Origin of the sequence: Streptomyces sp. NPDC056224 (assembly GCF_042267665.1) — a bacterium.
GTDB lineage: Bacteria > Actinomycetota > Actinomycetes > Streptomycetales > Streptomycetaceae > Streptomyces.
The window spans coordinates 1-21,082 of the sequence record NZ_JBHJTK010000074.1 but is presented as its reverse complement, the minus strand read 5'-3'; the positions used below and the strand labels follow the sequence as shown (position 1 = coordinate 21,082).

Genomic DNA, 21,082 nt, shown 5'->3' with positions numbered 1-21,082 from the left:
AGCGGCGACAGCGGCGGACACCTCGGCACGCGTCGGGAGGGGGCCCCCGACTCTCGCGCTGAGCAGGCGCTCCAGGGCCCTGATCCGGTCGCCGACCTTCTTCCGCGGCTGCCGGACGCCCGATCGCATATACCGCACCGATGAAGTGGCGACACCGAGCAGGTCTGACAGGGGCTCGGACCCTCCCACACTGTCCAGCAGGGACACCATCGTTCCCTGGAGAGGAGTCCAACGGGAACGAACGCGCCCGTCCACCGCCTCCGCGGTAACCACGGCCCCCTCCTCGAACAGGTCGTACGCCGCATCGATCCGCTCGACGACCTCCGCGTCCGGAGCCCTCACCCCGGCGCGGAGGATGGACGAAACCTCCTCCGCGCTCACCTCCAGCAATCGAAACAGCTCTTCATCCCCCAAGCTTTCCCGCAGACGCACTGCCTTGACCTGAACCGGACTCAGCTTGCCGCCCATGGGAAGCCCGGCCATCTCAGCCACGTCGTCCAGTTCCCGGTACAACTTGTACAGCTCGTCCACCCGTTCGACGACATCCATCGGCGGGTTCGCGCCATAGTCCGGGTCCGCCCAACTGACCAGCGACCTGATCGAAATGCGGAGCGTGGCGTCTGAGGCTTTGATCTCAGCAACCAGAGCCCGCGGTCCCCCCAGTTTCTTTTGCAGATAGGCCAGCTTGCCCGCGAAGCCCACCTCATCCGCGCGAGACCCGGCGACCTCGGCGTCCACCCGGTCGGGGGTCACCCCGGACTCTCCCGCCTCGAACAGACGCTTGAGCGCATTGATCCTGTCACCGACCCTCATGGTCGGCATGCTCACGCCCCATCGGAACTCGTACACCTCTGAGCTCCCGCCACGGAGCAGGTCGGACAACCGCAGTCCCTCGGCTGTTCTGCCGGGTACTCTCGCCTGCTCCATCAGGTACACCATCGTGGCCTGGACAGGAGTCCAGCGGGCACGGACGCGCTCGTCCACCCCCTCCGCGGTAACCGCGGCCCCCTCGCTGTGCAGGCCGAAGGCCGCATTGATCCGTTCAAGGAAGTCCATAGGCACGCCGGACTGATTCGTGTCGCTCCTCAACATGCCCCGCATCCGGCGTGTAGGGATCTGCAGCACCTCGGCCAGCCTCTCGACCGGGTCCACACCATCGACCGACCCCAGAGCGTCCCGCACCCGCTCCAACTTCAACTGAAGAAGCGACCTGGCAGGACCCCCGTCCCGCGCAGCGCCGGCCGCGGCAGCATCCGGCTCCACCACGACCGGCCGCCCACCGTTCAGCCGGCGACGCTTCACGCCCGGGGCCGCCACTACATCCGTATCCGCCTCACCACGGCCACCACCGGCAGCGAACCCGCCCCGAGAACCGCCGTCATCCACAAACGAAGCACCCACAACAGAGGCATCCCCCGAAGACAACGCCCCCTCCACGCCACCGGCTCCCTCACCCCCCGACAACTCCACCCCCGACTCCACGTCCGGGTCCTCGCCCACGGCCTCGGACACGAACTCCAACTCATCCGCATCCAGGTCCGCGCCCACTTCATCCCACGCCACCGGCTCCACCACAGACTCCGAGTCAGAATCCGCCCCCACCACCGAGGACAAGAACGCCGACTCATCCGCATCCAGCCCCGAACCCACCGCATCCAACGCCACCGAGTCCGCCCCGGACGACTCCGAGGCATCCGACTCCAGCGCCAAGGACAAGAACGCCAAATCTTCCGCGTTCAGACCCTCCACGCCCTCACCCGCGCCCTCACCCAGGCCCACCTCCGGGTCCAGGTCCCTGCCCCCCGCGCGGTAGTCCACAGCGGGCGCCACCTCCGACATCCCCCCGACCCGGCCCGACACCCCGACGCCGGCCGCGGGACCGGACACAGCACCCCCGGCGTTCACGACATCATCCACATCGGCCGAGGTCAGACCGGTACGCCCTGCCTGCAGCAGCCGCCACACCGCGTCGATCCGCTCACCGACGGCCTCCGACGGCACCCTCACACCCCTGCGGAACCCATCCACCTCCGCCACACCAACACCCAGCAGGTCAGCCACCGAACCATCCCCCGGCCCCACCGGAAGCCGGTCCAGCAAGTACCGCACCTTCACCCCAGACCGAACCGGACCATACGGAATCCACCGGTCCGAATCCGCCTGGCCCGACCCCAGCAACGCCTGCTCAGCACCCACGCCGAAGCCGCCCGCAACACCACTCACCACGGATTCGCCCACAGCCCCGGCCGACGCAGAAGCCGAGTCGGCGGACCACACCGCATCGACACCATTCCGGCCCTGAACAGCCGTATCCATCGAACCGACACCGGCAGAAGAACCGGACACCGTGCCGAATCGACCCGGCCGCCGAGCCTCCTCCTGCCCGTCCTGCGCGGCCTGCCCGTCCTGCGCGTTGTACTCGTTGTGTCGCGTAGTCGTGCCGCCGGACTCAGTGGAGATCCGGCCGGGGGACGAAGACAGCTGACCTGCCGTCCGGCCAGAAACGGAGGCCTGATCGGCCGACTGACCCGAGGCCCCGTCCGCTTGGTTACGGCCAGGCATCGCAGCCGGGCTGACCGTTTGCGAGGCGACCGCCGGAGGCACGGCCACACCCTGAAACGGAACAGCCCTCGCGAACTCGCTCACCACCCCGGCCGGCTCCCCCGACTGCTGAACCGCCGCCCTCACGCCCGTCTCCACACCGGCCTCGCCTGTCACCGCGTCCCCAGAGACAGCCGAGGCGGAACCCGGGACGACCGTGTCCGAACGAGGTACCGCAGCGGCAGAGAACTGCCCCTCCACCAGACCCCGCCCCGGGAAAACCGACGGCTGATTCGCCGTTCCCGCGACATCCGGAACCTGCCCAGGGGCCTGCCCGGAAACAGTCGCGGACCGGTCCGCCACCACCTCCGCAGAAACCGCCACCTCCTGGTCCACCGGATCAGCGAGGACAAAGCGCGAGTGGGTCGATGACGCCGCGGCCGCCTCCACCGACCGCGCCGACTCCCCGGCCCGCCCGCCCGCGACCACCAAGTCCTGCTCCCCACGCCTCCCATGATCTGGCGTCAGGTCACTTGAGGTGGTCTGCGCAAGCCGCGACGGAGCAGACGAGTCCAGTCCCATGCCGGATCGCGGCCCGGCAGTCATAGCGGCCTCGGCAGCCGGGGCGGAAGCAGCCCCCGCCGTCGCGGCCTGAACCGCACCGGCGTCCTCCGCTCCAACCGTAGAACCGGCCTGCCCGGTGCGGGTGTCCGGCACACTGCCTGCCGTACTCACCGTGGATCGCGGAACCGACGCCCCAGCGGTGGTTTCACCAGCCACCGGGCCCACCACGGCCGCGCCGGACGACACATCATCAGCGCCAGGTACTACAGCAGCCTCAAGGGCGCCCGGTGCGGCAACACCCCGATGCGCGTCACCCAGGCCCACCACGGGGGCCGGAACAGCACCCGCAACGGCGACCTGGTCGGAGCGTCCCGTGTCCGAACTGCTCACGGTCGCGGCCCGCGGAGCCAATGCCGGACCGGTCACCTGCCCGCCGCCCCCGCCATCACGGACACCGGGCGCGAAGGCACCAGACACGCCCTGCCCGGCCCGCTCCTGCCCGGCATCCGCCGTATCCGCGGTGTCCGGGGCCGGGCCGGTGTCCGCCACACCCTCTGCGACAGACGGGCCCTGCACCGAGAACGTCGTGTTGATCCACGTCCCCGAAGCCACCGCACCACTGTGAAGCTTCTGCGTGACCTGACCACTGATACCCGCACCGAAGAACGTCGCGTCAGAAGAACTCCAATTGCCGTGGAAGAGCCCACCGCTCAACACCTCGGCCAAAGACTCCGAACCACCCTCGGCCAGGAACCCACTCACCACCCCAGGACGCTGATACCCACGCCCCGCCACCGCGACGTCCCCCGCACCGCCCTTACCGCCGGGCACATGGTTCACACCCGCCCGATCCACCGCAGCCCCGACCTTCGAGGAGACATCACCCGCGACGTCCTTGACCACAGCACCCCGCCCCAGACCACCCCGGATCGCGGCGAAAGTCCCCTGGCTGCCCTTCGCGATGACCGGGAAGAACGCCCCCATGAACGCACCCGTCGCCGCGTCCTGCGCGATCTGCGTCCAGTCGAAACCCTTCGGACTGAACTCACCAGACGTGAACGCGATCATCCCCAGCCGGACCGCGAACGACTGGAAGGCCTCCTCGAACGCCTCACTCAAAACAGGCAGCGCGTGCATGCTCTTGAACAGCCTGTCCATCACCGTCAGCACCACCACACGGCTACGCGCCCTGGCCACCGCAGCCCGGCCCGCAGCCGCCCCGGCACTGAACACCGACAACGCGAAAACAGCCAGCAACTCCATCATCAGCCGGATCACCTCGGCCAGAATCTGCCACTTCGCTTCCATCACCTGATACGAAGTCTTGACCCGACCGTCCGCGACAACATCCAACTGCCCCGCGAACTGCTTGAGATGGCCATCCTCACCCACGAACGGACTCATCGCCCGCGCGTAATCGTCCCCCACCCGAGGCGGCAGCGCATTACGAGCACGGACAATCGATTCCTCCGTCAGCTCCGACAACTCCCGGAGCTCCCTGCTCATCTGCCGAAACGGCTTGTGACTCCCATGAGCCAGGTCCTCATTAGCCTCAATCAGCTTCTCGCCGACCAAGACGAACAGCATGTCATTGACGTGCCCCGGGGCCTGGATCGCCATGAGAGATCAGTGCTTCCTTGCGGTGTCATCGGTGGCGGTCCGGCCCGCCGACCGACTGATGGAGTCCAGGTTCGCGCCCTGGGTGGAGAGGATGTTGCCGGCGTTCGCGAGGCTGCCGTCGGCGATCGCGGTGACCGCCGCGGTCACCGCCTGCCCGGTGCGCAGCGTCGTATCGTGCTCGTTGGCAAGCTGCGGGCGCAGCGACCGACCGTAGCTGTCGTCACCTTCCCAGCCGTGGGTGCTGCTCGACGCGGCGGCGAAGCCGTCCACAATGGACCGGGAGACAGCGGCGATCTTGTCGATGAGGTCGGCCGTGCTCCGGACCTCGGACGCGTTCGCGATGTAGGCGTTGCGGTCAGACATCGTGCTCGTCCTCCATGTCCTCGCCGATCTCGTCACGCAGCCGGTTCCTGGTGTGGTGGCCGACTGCGGTGTGCGGCTCCTCCAGGACGGAGGGCCCGAATATCGTGGTCCAGTCGATGTCCACCCCGGTCAGCTCGGGCACTGCCGTGCTGGGCAGCGTGAAGGGCTGAAACGTCTCCATCACCTGCTGCGACATCTGTGTCCGGGCGCGTTCCGCGGCTTCCAGGACGCTGGCGGCGAGTTCGCCCGCCGACATGGTGCGGTACTTGCCTTCCAGGAATCTCAGTGCCGTCAACTCGCCCTGGTGGCCCACCGTGACCTCCACCGCGCGATCGCGGGAGCGTACGGTGAAGGACGCTTCGCGCAGTTCCGCCTCGGCCCTGGCGACTGCCTCCTGGGTCGCTTCGAGTTCGGCCACTGCCTGCGCCAGTCTCTCCTCGATCGACGCCAGGGGCGCCGCCGACTGCTGAGTCCTGCTGTCGCCTTCGCTGTTGCCGTTGTTCATCTTCCGATCACCGCCGGAGCTCCTCCTTCGTCCTTGCCCCACACGTCTTCCTCCTCCTGCACCCAGCTGACCCGCCGGCGGTCGCCGGATTCGGTGGACTGGCCGCCCTGACCGCTCGGGGTGCCCGCTGGGAGATATGGCGTGGAGGACGTGGCGACGGGGCGTCCACCCCGGGTGAAGACCACGTCCTCTTCCTCGTCGGCCCTTGCCGTGCGCGTCCTCGACCTGCGCAGCGCGGCTCCGTCGTTGTCGCTCAGCACATTGCGGACCCGTTCGCTGTTCGATCCGCCCCCACCGCCCCCGCCCATGCCGCCCATGCCCATGCCACCCATGCCCATGCCCATGCCCCCCATGCCGCCCATCGCCATGGGGTTCAGCGGTACTCCGCCGCCGGCCGCACTCGCCGCGGAGTCGGTGGATTCGGCGGCGGGTGCGCGGAGCGAGCCCCCGCTGTAGGGAGTGCTGTCGTACTCCTCGTAGGAGCTGGCCCCGGCGGCGGCAGGGACAGTGGTCGAGTCGAGCGAGGAGGATTCGAGTCCCCCGGAGTTGAGCGAGGAGAAGCCGGAGACGCCGGAGTTGACCGCGGCCTCACCGGGCTGGAAGGAGTAGGGGTCGGGCAGCTCCGGCACGCTGCGGCCGCCGCTCGGGGTGAAGGCATTCGCCGCCGGGTTCAGCTGCGTGGTGGTGACCGAACCGTCCGGCCGGGTGGTCGTGAGGGCTCCGTCGGAACCGACCGTCTGAGTCGTACCGTCCGGAAACACCGTGGACAGCGAACCGTCCCGGCCCAAGGTCGTGATACTGCCGTCCGGATTGGCGAACTCCGCCCCCCGGTTCAGCAAGCTGGTGCTCGTCGTCCCGTCCGGCGAGGTCGTGGTGACCGTGCCGGTCCTGGGGTCGACCGTCTCCGTGACACCACCCGGAAACAACGTGGACAGCGAACCGTCCGCGTTGAGGCGGGCGTTACCGCCGCCAGGCGTGGAGAAACTGCCCGCCGCCGGGTTCAACTGAGTGGTGGTGACCGAACCGTCCGGCCGGGTGGTCGTGAGGGCTCCGTCGGAACCGACCGTCTGAGTCGTACCGTCCGGAAACACCGTGGACAGCGAACCGTCCCGGCCCAAGGTCGTGATACTGCCGTCCGGATTGGCGAACTCCGCCCCCCGGTTCAGCAAGCTGGTGCTCGTCGTCCCGTCCGGCGAGGTCGTGGTGACCGTGCCGGTCCTGGGGTCGACCGTCTCCGTGACACCACCCGGAAACAACGTGGACAGCGAACCGTCCGCGTTGAGGCGGGCGTTACCGCCGCCAGGCGTGGAGAAACTGCCCGCCGCCGGGTTCAGCTGCGTGGTGGTGACCGAACCGTCCGGCCGGGTGGTGGAGACGGTCCCGTCGGACCCGATGCTCTGGACGGTCCCGTCCGCGAACGTCGTGTCCACCGAACCGTCCGGCTTCAGCGTCGACATACTGCCGTCCGGGTTGGTCACCGCCACTCCCGGAGCCAGGATGGTCTTCGCGGTCTTGCCGTCCTTGGAGGTCGTGGTCAGCAGCCCGGTCGCCGGGTTGAGGAGGCCGAGGGCGCCGTCGGGATAGGACGTGGCCAGTGACCCGTCGGTGGTGCGGGTCGTCGAACCGCCGCCCGGATTCGTGAGGCTGTCGGTGCCGGTCGTGCCGAAGTCCGGGCGGGGCACCATGGCGCCGGCCGGGATGCTGTTCAGCGCCGCGAGGGACCGGAGGCCAAGAGTGTCGGTGAACCCGCTGGTGTCAGCGGACCTGCCTGTGTCGGAAGAGGCGCCGTTCCGGCTGTTCGGGAGGTTCCCCTTCGTGGCCGGATCCGCGCCGAGCCCGTCGAGGACGGCGTTCAGGTTGCGGGCTCTCTGTTCCAGCCCGGCGACGCCGAGGCCGCTCTGGCCGATGGTATTGCCGTTCAGGCCGCTGATGGCGCCGCGCGCGCCGTCAAGTGCTCCGTTGAGGCCCTGGGCGGTGACGCCAAGGGCCTGGGCCTGGCTTTGCTGCCAGGACTGCGAGGGTGAGCTGGTGCCCTTGGTCTGGAGCGGTTCGTCGAACGCGGTCGCGGCGTCCAGCCAGTGGTTGTTGAGGTTGCTCAGCGCGCTCTTGGCATGCTGGGCGATCGCGGCCTCGGCGTGCGTGCTCCACCGCTGGATCGCCGCGTCACCGATCTTCGTCCAGGTCGCGGGGTTGGACAGGTCCCCGTAGCCCGGGTAGTTCTGCCGGAAGGCAGCGGTGGTGCTGTACTGGGTATATTTTTCGCCGTCGTCGTCGCGTTCCTCCGCCGCGAGGACCTGTGTGATGTTGTTCTGGAACAGCCATCGCTGCAGCTTCTCCAGCTCTTCCAGGAACCACTCGTGCGGGATGTGCTTTCCGTCGGCAGCCCACCTGTCCCAAGCGCCCCTGAGGTAGCGGACGTTGCGGATCACGTCCTGCTGGGCTCCTATCACCGCGTCACCGAGACGGGAGCTGGCCGGGTCGCCGTGGATGGGGACGTGTACGGGTGCGTAGTTCCTGCCTCCGAGCTGGGTGAGGTAGCTCTCGTAGTTCCTGTGCATCTGGACTACCAGATCCCTGAACACCTGGGCCGCCTGCCCCTTCCACGAGGACTGCTCGGCGCCGAAGGACTTCTCCCACTGCTTCAACGTGTCGGCCTGGACTTCGAAGAACCTCTTCGTCCGGTCGAACGCCCTTGCCATGCGGTCGAACGACTTGAGGTCGACGACGTCACTCGCCGACACAATCAGCCCGTTCCGATCGAACCCCTCGGTAGTGTGCTGGGAGTACAGCCGATCGAGCGCGGCCTTGCTGCCCCAGATGTACTGCGCCAGCGCGGTCTCGGTTGAACGCATGCGGGTGTCGAGCACTCCTCCGACGCTCGCGTCCCGGGGGGCGGCGGCCAAGTGGATCTTTGCTCGCACCATGGCCACGCCCCTGTGTGCGCCATCCCCTCGCTCGGTCGTGTAGAACGTCAGGCCGTATTCATCGCTTTTGCTTCTGTTCCAACCGATTTCATTGAGATTCACCGCCTGGATTTCGGTGGTGGGATGGAGCTCCAGCCCGAAGAGCGGGATCTGCGGGGTCTCTTCGGCGCCCTTCTTGAAGAGCGTCTCTCTGCTGGGTACGGGATATCCGGTGAACTGCTTTACCACCTTGGCCCAGTAGTCGGTGTCAGCCACAGCAGTGCGCTCCGCGAGGTAGGAAGGGAGGGGTAGGGGGCTTGTGCCGCTCTAGGGTGCGGAAGCGCCTGGCCTGGCCGTCGACCCCGGGCCACCGCCGACATCCGAGAAGATACCGAGGAGTTTCTCCGCGCCGATGCCGGTCAGGGAGTCACCCTGCGTCTTCAACAGCGTTTTGATGGTCTCCGTCAGGTTGGCGTCGAGGTGCTTGAACAGGGACAGCTGCGCGACGAGGACGTCGTCGATGGCCTTCGCACCGCTGGTGATCGCATCGAGCAGGACCTTGCCGCTCGGCTCGGACTCGGTGGCCATGCCGCCGATGACCAGGAACTTGTTGTGCCCCAGATCGCCGGCGTCGGTGACCTTGCCCACGATGGCGCTTCTGAGCGCCTTGCCGTTGGGTGCGTCCTGGCGGATGCCCTTGAGCTCCTTGATGAAGTCGGCCACGTCGTTGTCGACGAAGGACTGCAGGCCCTTGGCGTCGAGGTGGGTCAGATCTGCCACCGTATTCCTCCTGAATCTGCCGGGTGCCGTAGGACGCGTGCCGGTCGGCACACGGCGAAGCGAAGGGGCCGCTGCCGCCGCTCGGCGACCGATGGCGACCGCGGCGCCCCCGCCTGGGACAACGAGTTCTCGCTGCATTTGTGATCGCGGATGGTGTCCGTCGCGGAAGCCCGGCCACCCCGCGTTGATCCCTCGGACCCTGCCCCTTCGTACACCGCGCCGTCACCGGCCCTTACTCGGCGACGGGCGACGCGGATGGCTCCGCCCCGCGACTTTCTCGGGCAGGATTCGCCGGACCGTGGCGGAGGTGGTGGCGCCCGAGAGGAGCGGCCGGCCGTGGCGGGGTTGGCGAATGCCGGTGTTCTCCGGGGGGACTCGCGGCCGGGTCCGGCGGTGCTTCACCGGACTCGGGTCCTCGCTGAAGCCGAGTCGGTGCGTACCGGTCCCTCACCGCTGTGAGTACTCCGGTCGCCGGGGGAACCGGTCGTCGTCACGCTTCCCCGCTGGTCCGCCGTGTGCCGTCTCGCGGTCTGGCCGACGGCACACAGCAATGGCCCGGTCCGCCGTTCAGCGGCCGATCGTGACGTCTGCCCACATCGCGGACAGCGAGGCCTCGCTGTACTTGTAGTTGCCCCCGATGGTGTCCAGCAGGCTGGCGTTGGACGTGAGCATCCGCTCCATCGCGAGGACCGCGTTGTCCCAGGCGGCCTGCTTCCCTTCGTAGGTCCGGGCGTCTTCGCCGAACCACGTCTTCCTGAGCTGGCCGAGTTCCGCCTCAAGGTTGGACAGGGTGGTGGCGATCGCCTTGGTCTGGAGGACCATGTCGTCGATGGCGTTGTTCACGCCGCTGTATTCGACGTGGATGTAACCGTCGGTCAGATCGGACATCAGAAGACCTCTTCTCGTGTCGTACGGGGGCCGGAGGGGGCGGATCAGCCGCGCAGGGCGTCGAACGCCGACTGGGACTGGCTGTACGCCTGGTTGATGGCCTCGTCGGCCGCACCCTGGGTCATGTTGTGGTGCTTCAGGCTCAGGTTGAGCGCCTCGACCATCGACTCGAGGTTCTTGAGGATGACGTTGGCCTGCCCGTCCCAGTTGTGCAGCAGATCCCGGAACCTGTTGCCGTCGTTGCCCCCGTAACTCTTGGCGAGCTGGCCGGCGATGCCGTCGACGTCCACACGGCACCTGAGGATGCCGCTGTAGGCCATCTCCAGCGCCTGGATGCCATTCCGGGTCGCCAGTTCGTTTGACTGCTGCACGCCGCCTGCCATGAGCTTGCTCCTTGGTCAGTGAATCGCTGGGGAGGATCGGCACGATGCTAGGACCGAAGGTCCTTGATTCCCTTGGCCGTTGAGGAACATCTGAGCTGTCGGTCCCTCGATCTCTGCACCTTCGTGCAACGCACCAGGTCGGCCGTCCCACCCCTCATCCGGCGAAAGGCGGCGAGGGCCCGGTGTCGGCGCACCGGAGGCCGTCCTGGTAGGCGACGGTGACCGGGCGCGATCGTCGGGGTGCCGCTGCCGGCGGCTGCGCCCGGGCCCGGTCCGGTCCGGTCCCGACCGCAGCACGGACGGCAGCGGCGAGGGCGGCCAGCCTCACCACGTCCGAGTCCGCGTACCCTTGGGCGCTGCCGGACGGGATGTGATGCCTGGAGCAGCAAGCCCCCTTGCTCCTACCCGATCAGCTGGTCAGCTGGTCAGCTGGTCAGCTGGTCCAGACCCTCCCCCGCCCATGACGGGAAGAGGTCCGGATGCCTGCGCAGCAGGTTCGCACGGTCCGCCGGGGTGAGTGCGAGATCGCGCAGCGGCAGTTCGGTGTCGGGCGCGAGGTCCCACGTGACCTTGACCGACTGTGAGTAGCGCAGTCCTTCCACGTGATGGCGCCGTACCAGGGTGTCCAGCACCTCCGGGGCCTCGAGCAGACGGCCCGATTCCGTGCGGCCATCCCGCTCGGGGGTCTCCTCTGCCCGGGATGGCGCGGGGTCGTCGCCCGCGGGCGCGGGCCGCGTGATGTCGTCCGCGGATACCGGCTCGGCCAGCAGATACTCTCTGCCCCTGCGGTACAGGACCAGTTCCGGCCTGCCCGATCCGTCGCCGGGGGTACGGGTGCTGCTGAAGGTGCCGTCCTCGCCGACCACGGTCACGTTCACACCGGAGGAGGCCACCTGTGCGACGGCTGCCCGCTCGGTCGCTTCGTTCCAGCCGCGCGTGGTGATCAACTGCAGCTGGACGAGGGCGCGTTCCTGCCGTGCGGTGAGTTCCAGATCCTGCGGGAGCCCGCCGTCAGCCCGTCGGCGGCGCACGGACTCGATCGCCTCCTCGGAGAGCCCCGCCAAGGCGAGTTCCTCGTCCGTGAACGGTGTCCCGCGGTCCAGCCGGGCTCCTTCGGGAAGCGGGCCGGTGAGGAGGGCTCCCTCAGTGGCGCCCTGCGGCCCCAGCCCCGTGGTGACGGCCGACCAGAAGCCGTTGCCCTCGCCCGTCGGCTCACGGAGGGTGTGGGCGGTGCCGTCCGGTCCGGTCAGGCCCGTCGTCCCGGCCCGCCGGGTGGTGCGCCAAGCGGCGGAACCGGCTGCCCACGGCGCCGTGGCGTAGGCGGGCCGCGGCGGCCGGCCATGAGGCGTTCCGGATACGGGGGCGTCCGCTTCCGGGCCGCCCTCGGCGGTCCGGGACACTGCCGGAAAGAGTGCGGGCTGCCGCCGGGCGTCGCCTGCGGGCAGGGCCGGCCGGTAGTGCCGGTCGCTCAGGTGCAGCATGATGTGCGGCAGCTGCTCCTCGGCGGGGTTCCCGGCCTCGGAGGGCGAGGGCAGGAAGTCCTGGAACCGCCCGTCCGCGCCGACCACCGTGACGCGCACGCCGAAGTGACGGGCGGCCAGCGCGGGCAGCAGGTCGGCCGCGCCGTGGTCCCATCCCGCGTCGCGGTCCGCGTCACCTCCGCGCAGCAACTGCTCCCGGGCGAGACCGGCACGCTGCTTCTCCGGTAGCTCCGCGTGCAGCGGTATGTGGCCGGAGTCGGCGAACTCGCGCCGCTCGGGCGTGCTCAAGGCCATCGTGGCGGGCTTCAGCTCACTGAGCCGGACCGTCTTCAGCGGGGCTATCCTGCCTGCCCCCAGCTCGTCGCCGCTGAACCTGTCCCTGGTATCGGGCGAGGTGAATTCCAGCAAGTCGGCGTGACGGCTCAACTCGTCGGCGAGCAGACGTCGCAGACTGCCGGCCATCTGCTGCCGATCCGTCACCTGCACCCGTTCCGCGAGCAGGCCGGGGTCGGCGTGGTGCAGTCCCTCGGCGAGAGCGTGGAAGAAACCGTCACCATCGGCGGGAACGTCGTACAGCGTGTAGAGGCCGCCCTGCGGCGAGATGAGCCGCCCGAGATCGCCGGGCTCTCCCTCCAGCACCTCGTATACGGGGTGCTCGGCGCTCACCTCGGTGTCCCCCGCGGTGAACATCACGGCCGGCGGTTCGGGCAGGCCCGCGCGCGACTGCGGCTCACCGGGCCGGTGTGCCTCCGCGGGGAGCCGGTGCCAGCGGGTGAGCCGGTCGGTTTCCGCCCGCACACGGTGGAACTCGCCGGCCGCGTCCTCGGCACGCTGCAGCAGCGGCTCCAGCGACTCGCTGTTGTCCGTCTCCGGGGTGCTCTCCTCCGGATCGGCCAGAGCGCGGCGCTTGGTCCAGTAGGCGTCGTCCGCGGCGGCCCACGCCTTGCCCGCCTTGGTCACCTGCGTCCATGCGTCCGCGACCGCGGGCGGGAAGTTCCCGTCGTCGACCAGACCCCACTCCCGGGCCACGTCCTCTCGAACGAGGGCGATGAGCCGGGTCTGTGTCTCGACGGCCCGCATGCGTCTGATGCGGCCGAACACGCGGTGGGACCGGTCCACATCGGCGACGCCGAGCCAGGCGGTCGGGATCGCGAACACGAAGCTGCGGCCGGTCAGCTTGATGGTGAGCTGGGCGCCCTGCGCGCCGGAGCTTACGCGGCGGTCGGTCTCGGCCGCGTTCGGGCCCGTCACGGAGCCGAACGGGACGACCGAGCCGGGCTCGCCGACGGACACCACCGTCTGCGCACCGAGCGACGAGTCGTACCGGCTCGTACGGGAGTCAGTGGTGCCCCGGGCCGCCGTGTCGCGCTCGGCGCTCTCCATGGTGGTGTCCGGGACCACCGCCAGCAGTACGGCCCGGGTGAGGTCCGGCTTGGAGTAGAGCCGGTACTGGCCGTGGGCGCCGCCCTCCTCGTTCAGCCCGGGGACCACATAACCGCCAGCGGTACCGCTGTCCTCGAAGAAGGCTGCCAGCGCGGCGTCGCTGGTTCCGTTGTCCAGGGCCAACGCCGAGGCGGTGCCGGGCCGGGTCAGCCTGGTGTCGCCGGCCGTCGCCGCGGCCACGTCCAGCTCCTCGGCGGTCAGCTCGAGCGGGCCGCCGGCGGCGGTCACGGACCTGCCGTAGGCCTCGGCGACAGCCAGGACGGCAGCCTGCTGCAGTGTGTCGCGGCCGACGATCCGGCGGACCTGGAAGCCGGTGGACGGCGGCTGGAAGGGCCCGTGGGTGCCGTTGGGCAGCGGCAGGGAACGCCAGGCGTCGATGGCGCGCTCGGTGGCTCCTTCCTGTCCCAGCAGGACGGCCGAACGAGCCGGGGCGTCCACCGTGGGCGGCCGGAGGGGATCGTCCGCATGGCCGGCGCCCTGGTCCGGGACGGTCATGCTCAGCGGCACCTGCTCGCGCAGCGTCCCCACCGCGTCCTCCGAGGAGACCCGTCTGCCGTTTCCGGTGTCGAGGGTCAGCCGCAGCCTGTAACGGGTGAGGTATTCGGCATGCGGCTCTCTCGCGTAGAAGGTGCCCCTTCTGGTGCGCGTGCGGGAGAGGCTGCGGGACCTCAGCACCGTGCTCGTGATCCCCCCGTCGAGCGTCGCCCGGACGGCCTGGAGGTCGCCCGGCCGCGGCACCGCGTCAGGGGAGGCGGTTGCCACCCCCTGCACGACGTTCGCCCCGAACATGCGGGAGAAGCCCGCGGAGTCTCCCGCCGCCTCGGTCACGGTGGAAGTCCGGGTGTCTTCCAGGACGACCCCGTGGCCAACGCCGTCGAATCGCGACTCCTCGGCGATGAGCTCCACCCGCAGTGAGCCGGTGCGGCTGCCGACGCGGACACCCGCCAGCCAACGGCCGACCCGGGCGCGTGCCGGCGTGCCGGTGGAGGCCATCTGCTCGCGCAGGGCCCGCACGGCCCGCGGGGTGACCAGGGACCGCACTCGCTCACGGTCCGCGTCGTCGACCTTCCACTGCCGCAGCTGATCGTCGAAGCGGGCCAGCACCGCGGTGGTGTCCAGAGAGTTGACGGGATACGACGCGAAGGGGTGGTCGTGCCACCACCTGGCCTGTCCCCACGCGTGGGACGTGTAGCGCGGCACCTCACCCAGCCCGTCGTTCAGGAGCCCGAGCCGGTGTGCGGACTTCTCCGGCACGTGGCCGAGATAGCCCGAGGGGACCGTGAGCTGCCTCTTGCCCCGGCTGTCACGGTAGAAGGGGGCAAGCGCAGGGCGGAGCAGCCCCTCGGGACGGACGGAGCCGGCGATTTCGTGCTGGATGTCACCGGACACCAGGACCTTGTAGCCACCGTCGTCACGGTTGACCTCCCAGGTGACCGTGCGGGTCACACTCGTCATTTCGGCGCGGGAGCTGCCGCTGCGGTACTGCAGGCCGGCGAGTGTCGTCAGCTCGGTCCCGCCCATGCCGCTGCCGGTCATGCCCAGGCCGGAACTCCTGGCGGAAGTCATGACCCCCGCCATCTGCAGGTCGCCGCCGACCGCGAGCTCCGTGCCCATCCTGATGGGCTTGGTCCTCACGCGCAGGTTGAAAACCCGCATGTGGTGCACCAGTTCGCCCACCCTGTGCCGCAGGAAGCCTTCCGCGAACAAGGAGAGCCGCGAGCCGGCGGGACCGGATGCCTGATCGAAGCCTGCGGTGAGGGATTGCGCCTGGAAGAACCGCACCACGGCGTCGTGAGGGGCGGCCCCACTCATCGTGAAGTGCCAGGAACCGCCGGACAGACCCGCCATGAGCGCCTCGGCGGCGCGAGCGAGTGCGGTGGGCGAGCCGACGCTGAGCGTGTGATGGGGCTGATCGCCGAACATGTCCCGCCCCAGGCCGCCGGGCTCCGCGCGGGCCGACGCCACCTCCGCCTGCGGGTCGGTGGGGGGCGTGTGCTCGTCCGGTACGGCGAGCACGACCCGGCCCAGGAACGGATCGCCCGCGCTGCCTCCTACCAGGTCCGTGCTCTCCTGGGGGCGTGCGCCCAGCATCCCCAGCGAGAGAGCCCTCGGCGCGGTGCGGAAACGCGAGAAGCTCTCGATCTCCGCGGTGAGTCCGAGCTGATAACTGTACAGATGGGAAGGGCTGGAACTGGCGGCCAGCGGCTCGTACGAGACGGTGGCCCCGTGCTGTGTCTCCCGGCCCCGGGACCGCGCCCACGAGGGACCGGCCGAGAGGGCGGCGTGCCCGACGATGCCGCGCAGTGCGACGTCGAGACCCGCGCCCGAGGTGCGCGTCACGGTCTGAGAGCCGTCGAGTCGTTCCGTGCCGGGGGCGCTGGTGCGGAGGATGAGGTCGTTCTGCGTCCCCTCATAGCGGCGACCGGTCAGCTCACCCCGGATCCTGAGCGAAAGGTGCGAACGGCTGAGGACGCCGGGTGGGACATCGAGTCCGATCGACAGCCCTGTCGCGGTGAGCACCTCGAGGTTGCCGGCGATGCTGTGATGGGACAGGGAGTTCATCACGCGCAAGGTGTTCGCCAGCGCCATGCTGTAGTGCTGCGGGTCGTGCCAGCGGGAGTCGGTCGGATCACCGAACTCCTCCAGGGGAGCCAGTACTCCTGGGTACGTCTCGGCGGCGGCGCGGATCGCCTTGTCGGAGAAGGCCTCCAGCCAGCCCTGCGGCCGTCCCCCCGTACTCACCAGGTCGGCGTTGTCGTAGGTGAAGGCCTCGGGCCTGGTCATCCCCAGCACGACGGGGTTCTCCTCGGTCAGGTAGACCGGGGCATGGGGTGCGTTGCCGTTCCGGGCGCGCAGGGTCGTGCCGTCGTCCCAGCCGGCGAGACGCCGAGCTTCTGTGTGCGTCATCCGGTCCAGACTCCAGGTCTCGAACGGGATGCTCTCGCCGGCTCCGCTCCTGCGCACGTAGACGGTCTTGCGGACCAGGTAGAGGACGGTCGGCACGTTCTTGGCGCGGCCGACGACCTTGCGGCTTCCTGAGCCCCCGAACGTACTGCTGTGCGTGGTGCTGCGGTCATGGCCGGCGGATGCGCCGAGCATCAGCCGGCCCCAGGAGCCGAAGTCCATGGACGGGCCGGCGGTGAGGTTCATTCCCCAGGAGGAGGTCCTGGACAGTGACCTTTCGTTGTTGACCGTCTGCTGGATGGTGCTGCGCATCTCGGCGGCCCGGCTCTCGGTGAGGAGCTCGGCCTCTCCGGGCACCACCCTTTCCACGACGAACGCCCCCAGCGGCGCCCCGTCCTCCCCGAACAGAGGGTCCGCCGCGACGCCGCCCCTGGCGAGGCGATCCGCCGCCCGGTGGAAGTTCTCGGAACTGAAGAACGCGGTGATGTACTCGTACGCCGCACTGCCGGGAGCAGCACCCAGCTCTGCCGCGAGCCGGTCCCGCAGCGGCCTGAGCGGGCCATAGCCCTCGGTGTGCACCAGCCGGTAGTCGGATCGCGCACCGAGCGTCATCCTGTTCGGAACACGGCCGGGTTCGGCAGGTGAGGTCTCGCTGTCGGCCAGTCGTACCATCAGCCCGTTTCGTACGGTAAAGGAACCGATGGGCTCGGCCTCGCCGCTGAGAAAGACCTCATACCGCACGTCGTCCAGGTGCAGGCGCGATCTCTGCGCCATGCGGGTCTCCACCTGGCTGAGCGTCTGGTCCCGCAGGCCGTACTCGTACGAGCGGGCTACGTCCATGGTTCCGCCGAGACGGCCGAACCCGCCTATGCCCCCCAGCGGTCCGACGGTGACGCCCGCTGCCGCCCCGCGCCTCGTGCCCACCGTGTGTCCCGCACCCATGGAGATCTGGCTGCGGTGGCCCGCGTCCACTTTGACCTGTTCCTCATGCGGATCGGTGAAGCGCTCCCAGTTGCCATGCGGTCGGGTGACCACCCGCAGCACCTGGGCGGGGGAGTTTCCGAAAGAAGGGGATTCGTACCCGTCACCGTGGAAGATCTGCGGGGAGGCGCCGAGCGCTTGCCGGAGATCGTCCAGCATTTCGCTCAGGCCAGGCAGGGCGGACCTGCCGCCGAGCCGCTCACCGATCTCCTGTACGACCATGTCGGCACCGCGCAGGGTGACCTGGCTGTGGCCGTAGGTGCGGCCCTCGGCCTCACCGGTGCCGTAACCGGTGGTCAGGTACTCCGGCAGCCGACTGCCGTCGGTGAACCGCACCGGTCCGTCCTCCGACGAAGACGAGGACGAGGACGAGGACGAGAACACCGAACGGTCGATGCGCGGCGGCCGGTGCACGTTGAGCTCGGACTCCATCGGCCCCACGGCATGCCGCCGCTCACTGCCATCATCCGGGCCGCTTTCTGCACCCTTCTCGGACTCGCTCTCGGACTCGTCTTCGGACCAAGCCCCGGATTCAGCTTCGGAGTCACCTTCCGAATCGAAGGGCGAGACCCGTGACCCCGCGCCTGAGTCCGCCGGGTCGGGTTCGCGCAGCGTACTGGGCAGGCTGGAGGGGTCCGCCAGGTCGAGGAGGTCGCGGGCCCGTTGCGGGTCCGCCTCGTCGGTACGCGCCAGCCCGCTGTCGTCCGGCTGCACCTCGGGACCGGCGCCCGACGCGTCCGGCCCGGCCGGTGACACCGCGGCCGTGTCGGCGGAAGGCGCGGCGGGAGCGGACGGGAGGAAAGGCCTCCGTGGGGAACGGTCGATGCGCGGCGGCCGGTGCACGTTGAGCTCGGACTCCATCGGCCCCACGGCATGGCGCCGCTCACTGCCATCATCCGGGCCGCTTTCGGCACGCTCCTCGGCCCCGCTCTCGGATTCGAAGGGCGAGACCCGTGGCCACATGCCTGAGTCCGCCGGGTCGGGTTCGCGCAGCGTAGTGGGCCGGCTGAAGGGGTCCGCCAGGTCGAGGAGGTCGAGGGCCCGTTGCAGGTCCGCCTCGTCGGTACCGGCGGACCACTGCCATGCGTCGGCCGTCGGCGCCGCGCTGTCCAGCAGATCCCCCGTGAGGCTTCGCAGCTGGTCGACGTCCGGCAGCACGTCGACGATGGCATCCGGCAGCGTGTCCAGGTCATGGATGTGGAATGAGTGGTGCGCTTCCTCGGAACTCGTGACACGGGCCAAGGACAGACGGACCAGCGCTCCGTCCGTCCGCGGTCCGCGCGCGAAGCGGCTGTAGCCGGCGGTCCACATCTTCTGCAGTCGGCTCCAGACCTCGCCAACCGAGGTGGCGTCGACGCCGTCCGCGATGGCCAGGTGGATCCGCTTCACGAGGTCGAGACCCTGCTGCCCGTTGTCGAACAGCACACGCCGGACGGCGAAAGCGGGGACCGGCTCCTCGCGGGTGAGCGAGACCGGCGAGCCGGCCGCCTCGCCGACCGCCTCGCCGAGCGGCTCGCGGTCGGGCCAGCGGCTGAACGGCTGCATCTGCGTGGGCCGGCAGGCGACATGATGGCCGTCCCGCACCAGACCCTCGATACGGACCTCCTCTGCATCGCCGACCCAGTGGTAGGTGCCGCGGTCGTCCACCTCCCGGACCGTGGTCGCGGCGATGGCCGCGGTGTGCGCCTGGTCAACGGCGGTCTGCAACTGGTCCGGTCTCCACGTTTTGGGGAACATGACGTGCTGGTCCCCGTCCTGGTGCTGATCCCAGTTGAGCAGATTGCGCGCCTCATCCCCTCCCGGGCGCAGTGCGGGGTGGAGGAACAAGACGTCGGCCTCGTAGGTGCCGTTGTCGTGTGTCCGGACGGGGATGATCCTCAGGCCGTAGTGACTCGCCAGTTTCGTGAGCCCTATCTTGGGCTCGTGGTAGGCGCCGGTGCGGGAGCGGCGGTCGCCGTACCAGGCCACGTCCTCGACCCGGCGGCTGAAGGCGGGGCCGCTCTGCTGTTGGGCTGCCGGTGACGGGGGTGACGCGTGGGCGGGGCCGGGCGTGTCAGGCTGATCGTCGGAGGGACGGAAGCCGGTGAAGATGCCGTTGTCCCCAGCCCTCAGGCCCACTATTTCGCGGTCGTCTTCGTCGGCGCGGTCACGGAACAAGGCCACGCGCGGCCGGACTGCGCTGAGTTCCCCCGTGATACGCACTCCGTCGTACTCTCCGGTCCAGACGTAGACGCCGGGCCTGCCCGCGACGGGGAGGAGGACGCGGCCTTCCCGCAGGGCATGCAGGTAGGCCTGCTCTGCGGCGTAGACGGCGTCATCCTCGGTCCAGTGGGCGGGAAACATCATCTGTCCCGGTGGTCTCGACCGGACGTGCAGGTCGCCCGCGACAGGGTGCGAGCGGTCCGCGAGTTCCAGCCGCACGCGAAGCCCCGGATACTCGGCACGGTAGGTCCCGTTGGGGTTGACCGTCCCCTCCAGCGCGACCGGCCGGGGACGATCCGACAAGGCGCTGGGCGGCAGGTGACCGCCGCCCCCCGTGCGGGGCTCCCCGTACAGCACGGCTCGCCGGGTGTCCAGGGAGAAGTGCGCACGGGTCGGCAGCCCGTCCGCTCTCGGCCGGAGCGTGTCGGCGGTGGAGAACACCGTCTGACCGTCGGTCCGCAGACGCGCCGTCCCCAGAGCGGCCTCGAAGGCCGAACCGAACTGGCGCAGATGACGGGGGGTAATCCGCATCCGGTGCCGGCCGCCGCCCCGCGAGTGGACAATTTGGTCCGAGTCCACGAACGGGCGTCCCCGGTAATCCACATTGAGGGCGCCCATCAGGGACTCGTCCTGGTACACCGCGCGCCCGCCGTACGCTGTGCTCTCGCGGTACTCGTCTTCCAGACCCAGCAAATGCCCTACCTCATGGGCAAGGATGTGGGCTTCGGTGGTGAGCCCCCAGTTCAGGTGGTCTGCCCGCGCGTACTCGGCGTGCACCGTGACGATGTGATGAGCGTCCCGGGCGATGGTGACGAACTCCAGGTCGACCCGGAACAAGTCCCCGTTGGGAAGACGCAAGCCGCCGTTGTACCGCTCGTCGACACCTTCTTGGGCCCGCTGCTCCAGCGCGGTCAACGACTCGCCGGTGATGGGCTCGCCGTCTTCCCGCCGGAGGAACACGCGGACCAGCGCGCGACTCTCGAACTCACCTGTCGGCAGCTGGTACCGCCGCGCCTCGAAGCGCCTGATATCGAGCGCGCCCCCAGGGGGTTCTGTTCCGACCCACAGTTGCCTGTAGTCCGGCTCCACCTCGGCGCGGTCGAGCTCGCCCGCGTCGGCGGACGCCCGCCAGCCCGAGAGCCAGTCCACGACGGATTGCCAAAGGCGCCCAGCCCAGGCGGCCACCGACCCAGGCAGCGCGCTGATCCGCTCCCAGATGCCCCGCACATACCCGTGCAGGCGATCCCACGCGGAGGAATCCACACCAGGGAGGACCTGCTCTTCCCGAGCCTCCTCCGCCGCCCCCTCCGAGGTCGACGGCTCCAAGACCGACGGCTCCAAGACCGACGGCTTCGGCACGGCCGGTGACACTGCGGCCGTGTCGGCGAAGGACGGGGCGGCCAGGGGCGCGTGCTCGGCAGGGTGCGCGTCGTGCACCATCTCGTGCACCGTGCGGTTGCCCACCACGGAGCCGGCTGCGGCCCGCGGCTGCGCGACGGCCGCCGTTTCACCTTCACGGGCCCC

At 69.5% G+C, this 21,082-nt stretch carries 8 protein-coding genes; all 8 read right to left on the bottom strand.

Going from position 1 to position 21,082, the window contains the following annotated elements; translation table 11 throughout:
- Nucleotides 1-4,725 (bottom strand): hypothetical protein (locus ACFCZ1_RS37245; RefSeq protein WP_376682744.1); only part of this gene is annotated, 4,725 nt, incomplete at its 3' end.
- A 6-nt stretch (nucleotides 4,726-4,731) separates the two neighbouring features.
- Nucleotides 4,732-5,088, bottom strand: a complete 357-nt coding sequence (locus ACFCZ1_RS37240) for a hypothetical protein (RefSeq protein WP_376682743.1) — start codon at nucleotides 5,086-5,088, stop codon at nucleotides 4,732-4,734.
- A complete protein-coding gene (locus tag ACFCZ1_RS37235) occupies nucleotides 5,081-5,593 on the bottom strand; it encodes a YbaB/EbfC family nucleoid-associated protein (RefSeq protein ID WP_376682742.1) in 513 nt (170 codons plus the stop codon). Before ACFCZ1_RS37235 ends, ACFCZ1_RS37240 begins: the two co-directional genes overlap by 8 nt.
- On the bottom strand, nucleotides 5,590-8,772 hold the full coding sequence (locus tag ACFCZ1_RS37230) for an AAWKG family protein (RefSeq protein ID WP_376682741.1): 3,183 nt from the start codon (nucleotides 8,770-8,772) through the stop codon (nucleotides 5,590-5,592). Before ACFCZ1_RS37230 ends, ACFCZ1_RS37235 begins: the two co-directional genes overlap by 4 nt.
- Before the next feature lie 51 nt (nucleotides 8,773-8,823).
- Complete coding sequence (locus tag ACFCZ1_RS37225) at nucleotides 8,824-9,276, bottom strand: type VII secretion system-associated protein (protein ID WP_376682740.1); 453 nt, start codon at nucleotides 9,274-9,276, stop codon at nucleotides 8,824-8,826.
- Between the two features lie 567 nt (nucleotides 9,277-9,843).
- The gene (locus ACFCZ1_RS37220) at nucleotides 9,844-10,167 is read right to left on the bottom strand and encodes a WXG100 family type VII secretion target (RefSeq protein WP_376682745.1); all 324 of its coding nucleotides are present in this window, start codon (nucleotides 10,165-10,167) and stop codon (nucleotides 9,844-9,846) included.
- A 41-nt stretch (nucleotides 10,168-10,208) separates the two neighbouring features.
- A complete protein-coding gene (locus ACFCZ1_RS37215; protein WP_376682739.1) occupies nucleotides 10,209-10,547 on the bottom strand; it encodes a hypothetical protein in 339 nt (112 codons plus the stop codon).
- 425 nt (nucleotides 10,548-10,972) lie between these two features.
- Entirely contained in the window at nucleotides 10,973-20,707 is a 9,735-nt protein-coding gene (locus ACFCZ1_RS37210) for an EndoU domain-containing protein (RefSeq protein WP_376682738.1), read from the bottom strand.
- Nucleotides 20,708-21,082 lie beyond the last annotated feature (375 nt).

Coding starts and splice junctions, on each gene's coding strand:
- ACFCZ1_RS37215 (WP_376682739.1), bottom strand. CDS start 10,547: ATGGCAGGCGGCGTGCAGCAGTCAAACGAACTGGCGACCCGGAATGGC.
- ACFCZ1_RS37240 (WP_376682743.1), bottom strand. CDS start 5,088: ATGTCTGACCGCAACGCCTACATCGCGAACGCGTCCGAGGTCCGGAGC.
- ACFCZ1_RS37235 (WP_376682742.1), bottom strand. CDS start 5,593: ATGAACAACGGCAACAGCGAAGGCGACAGCAGGACTCAGCAGTCGGCG.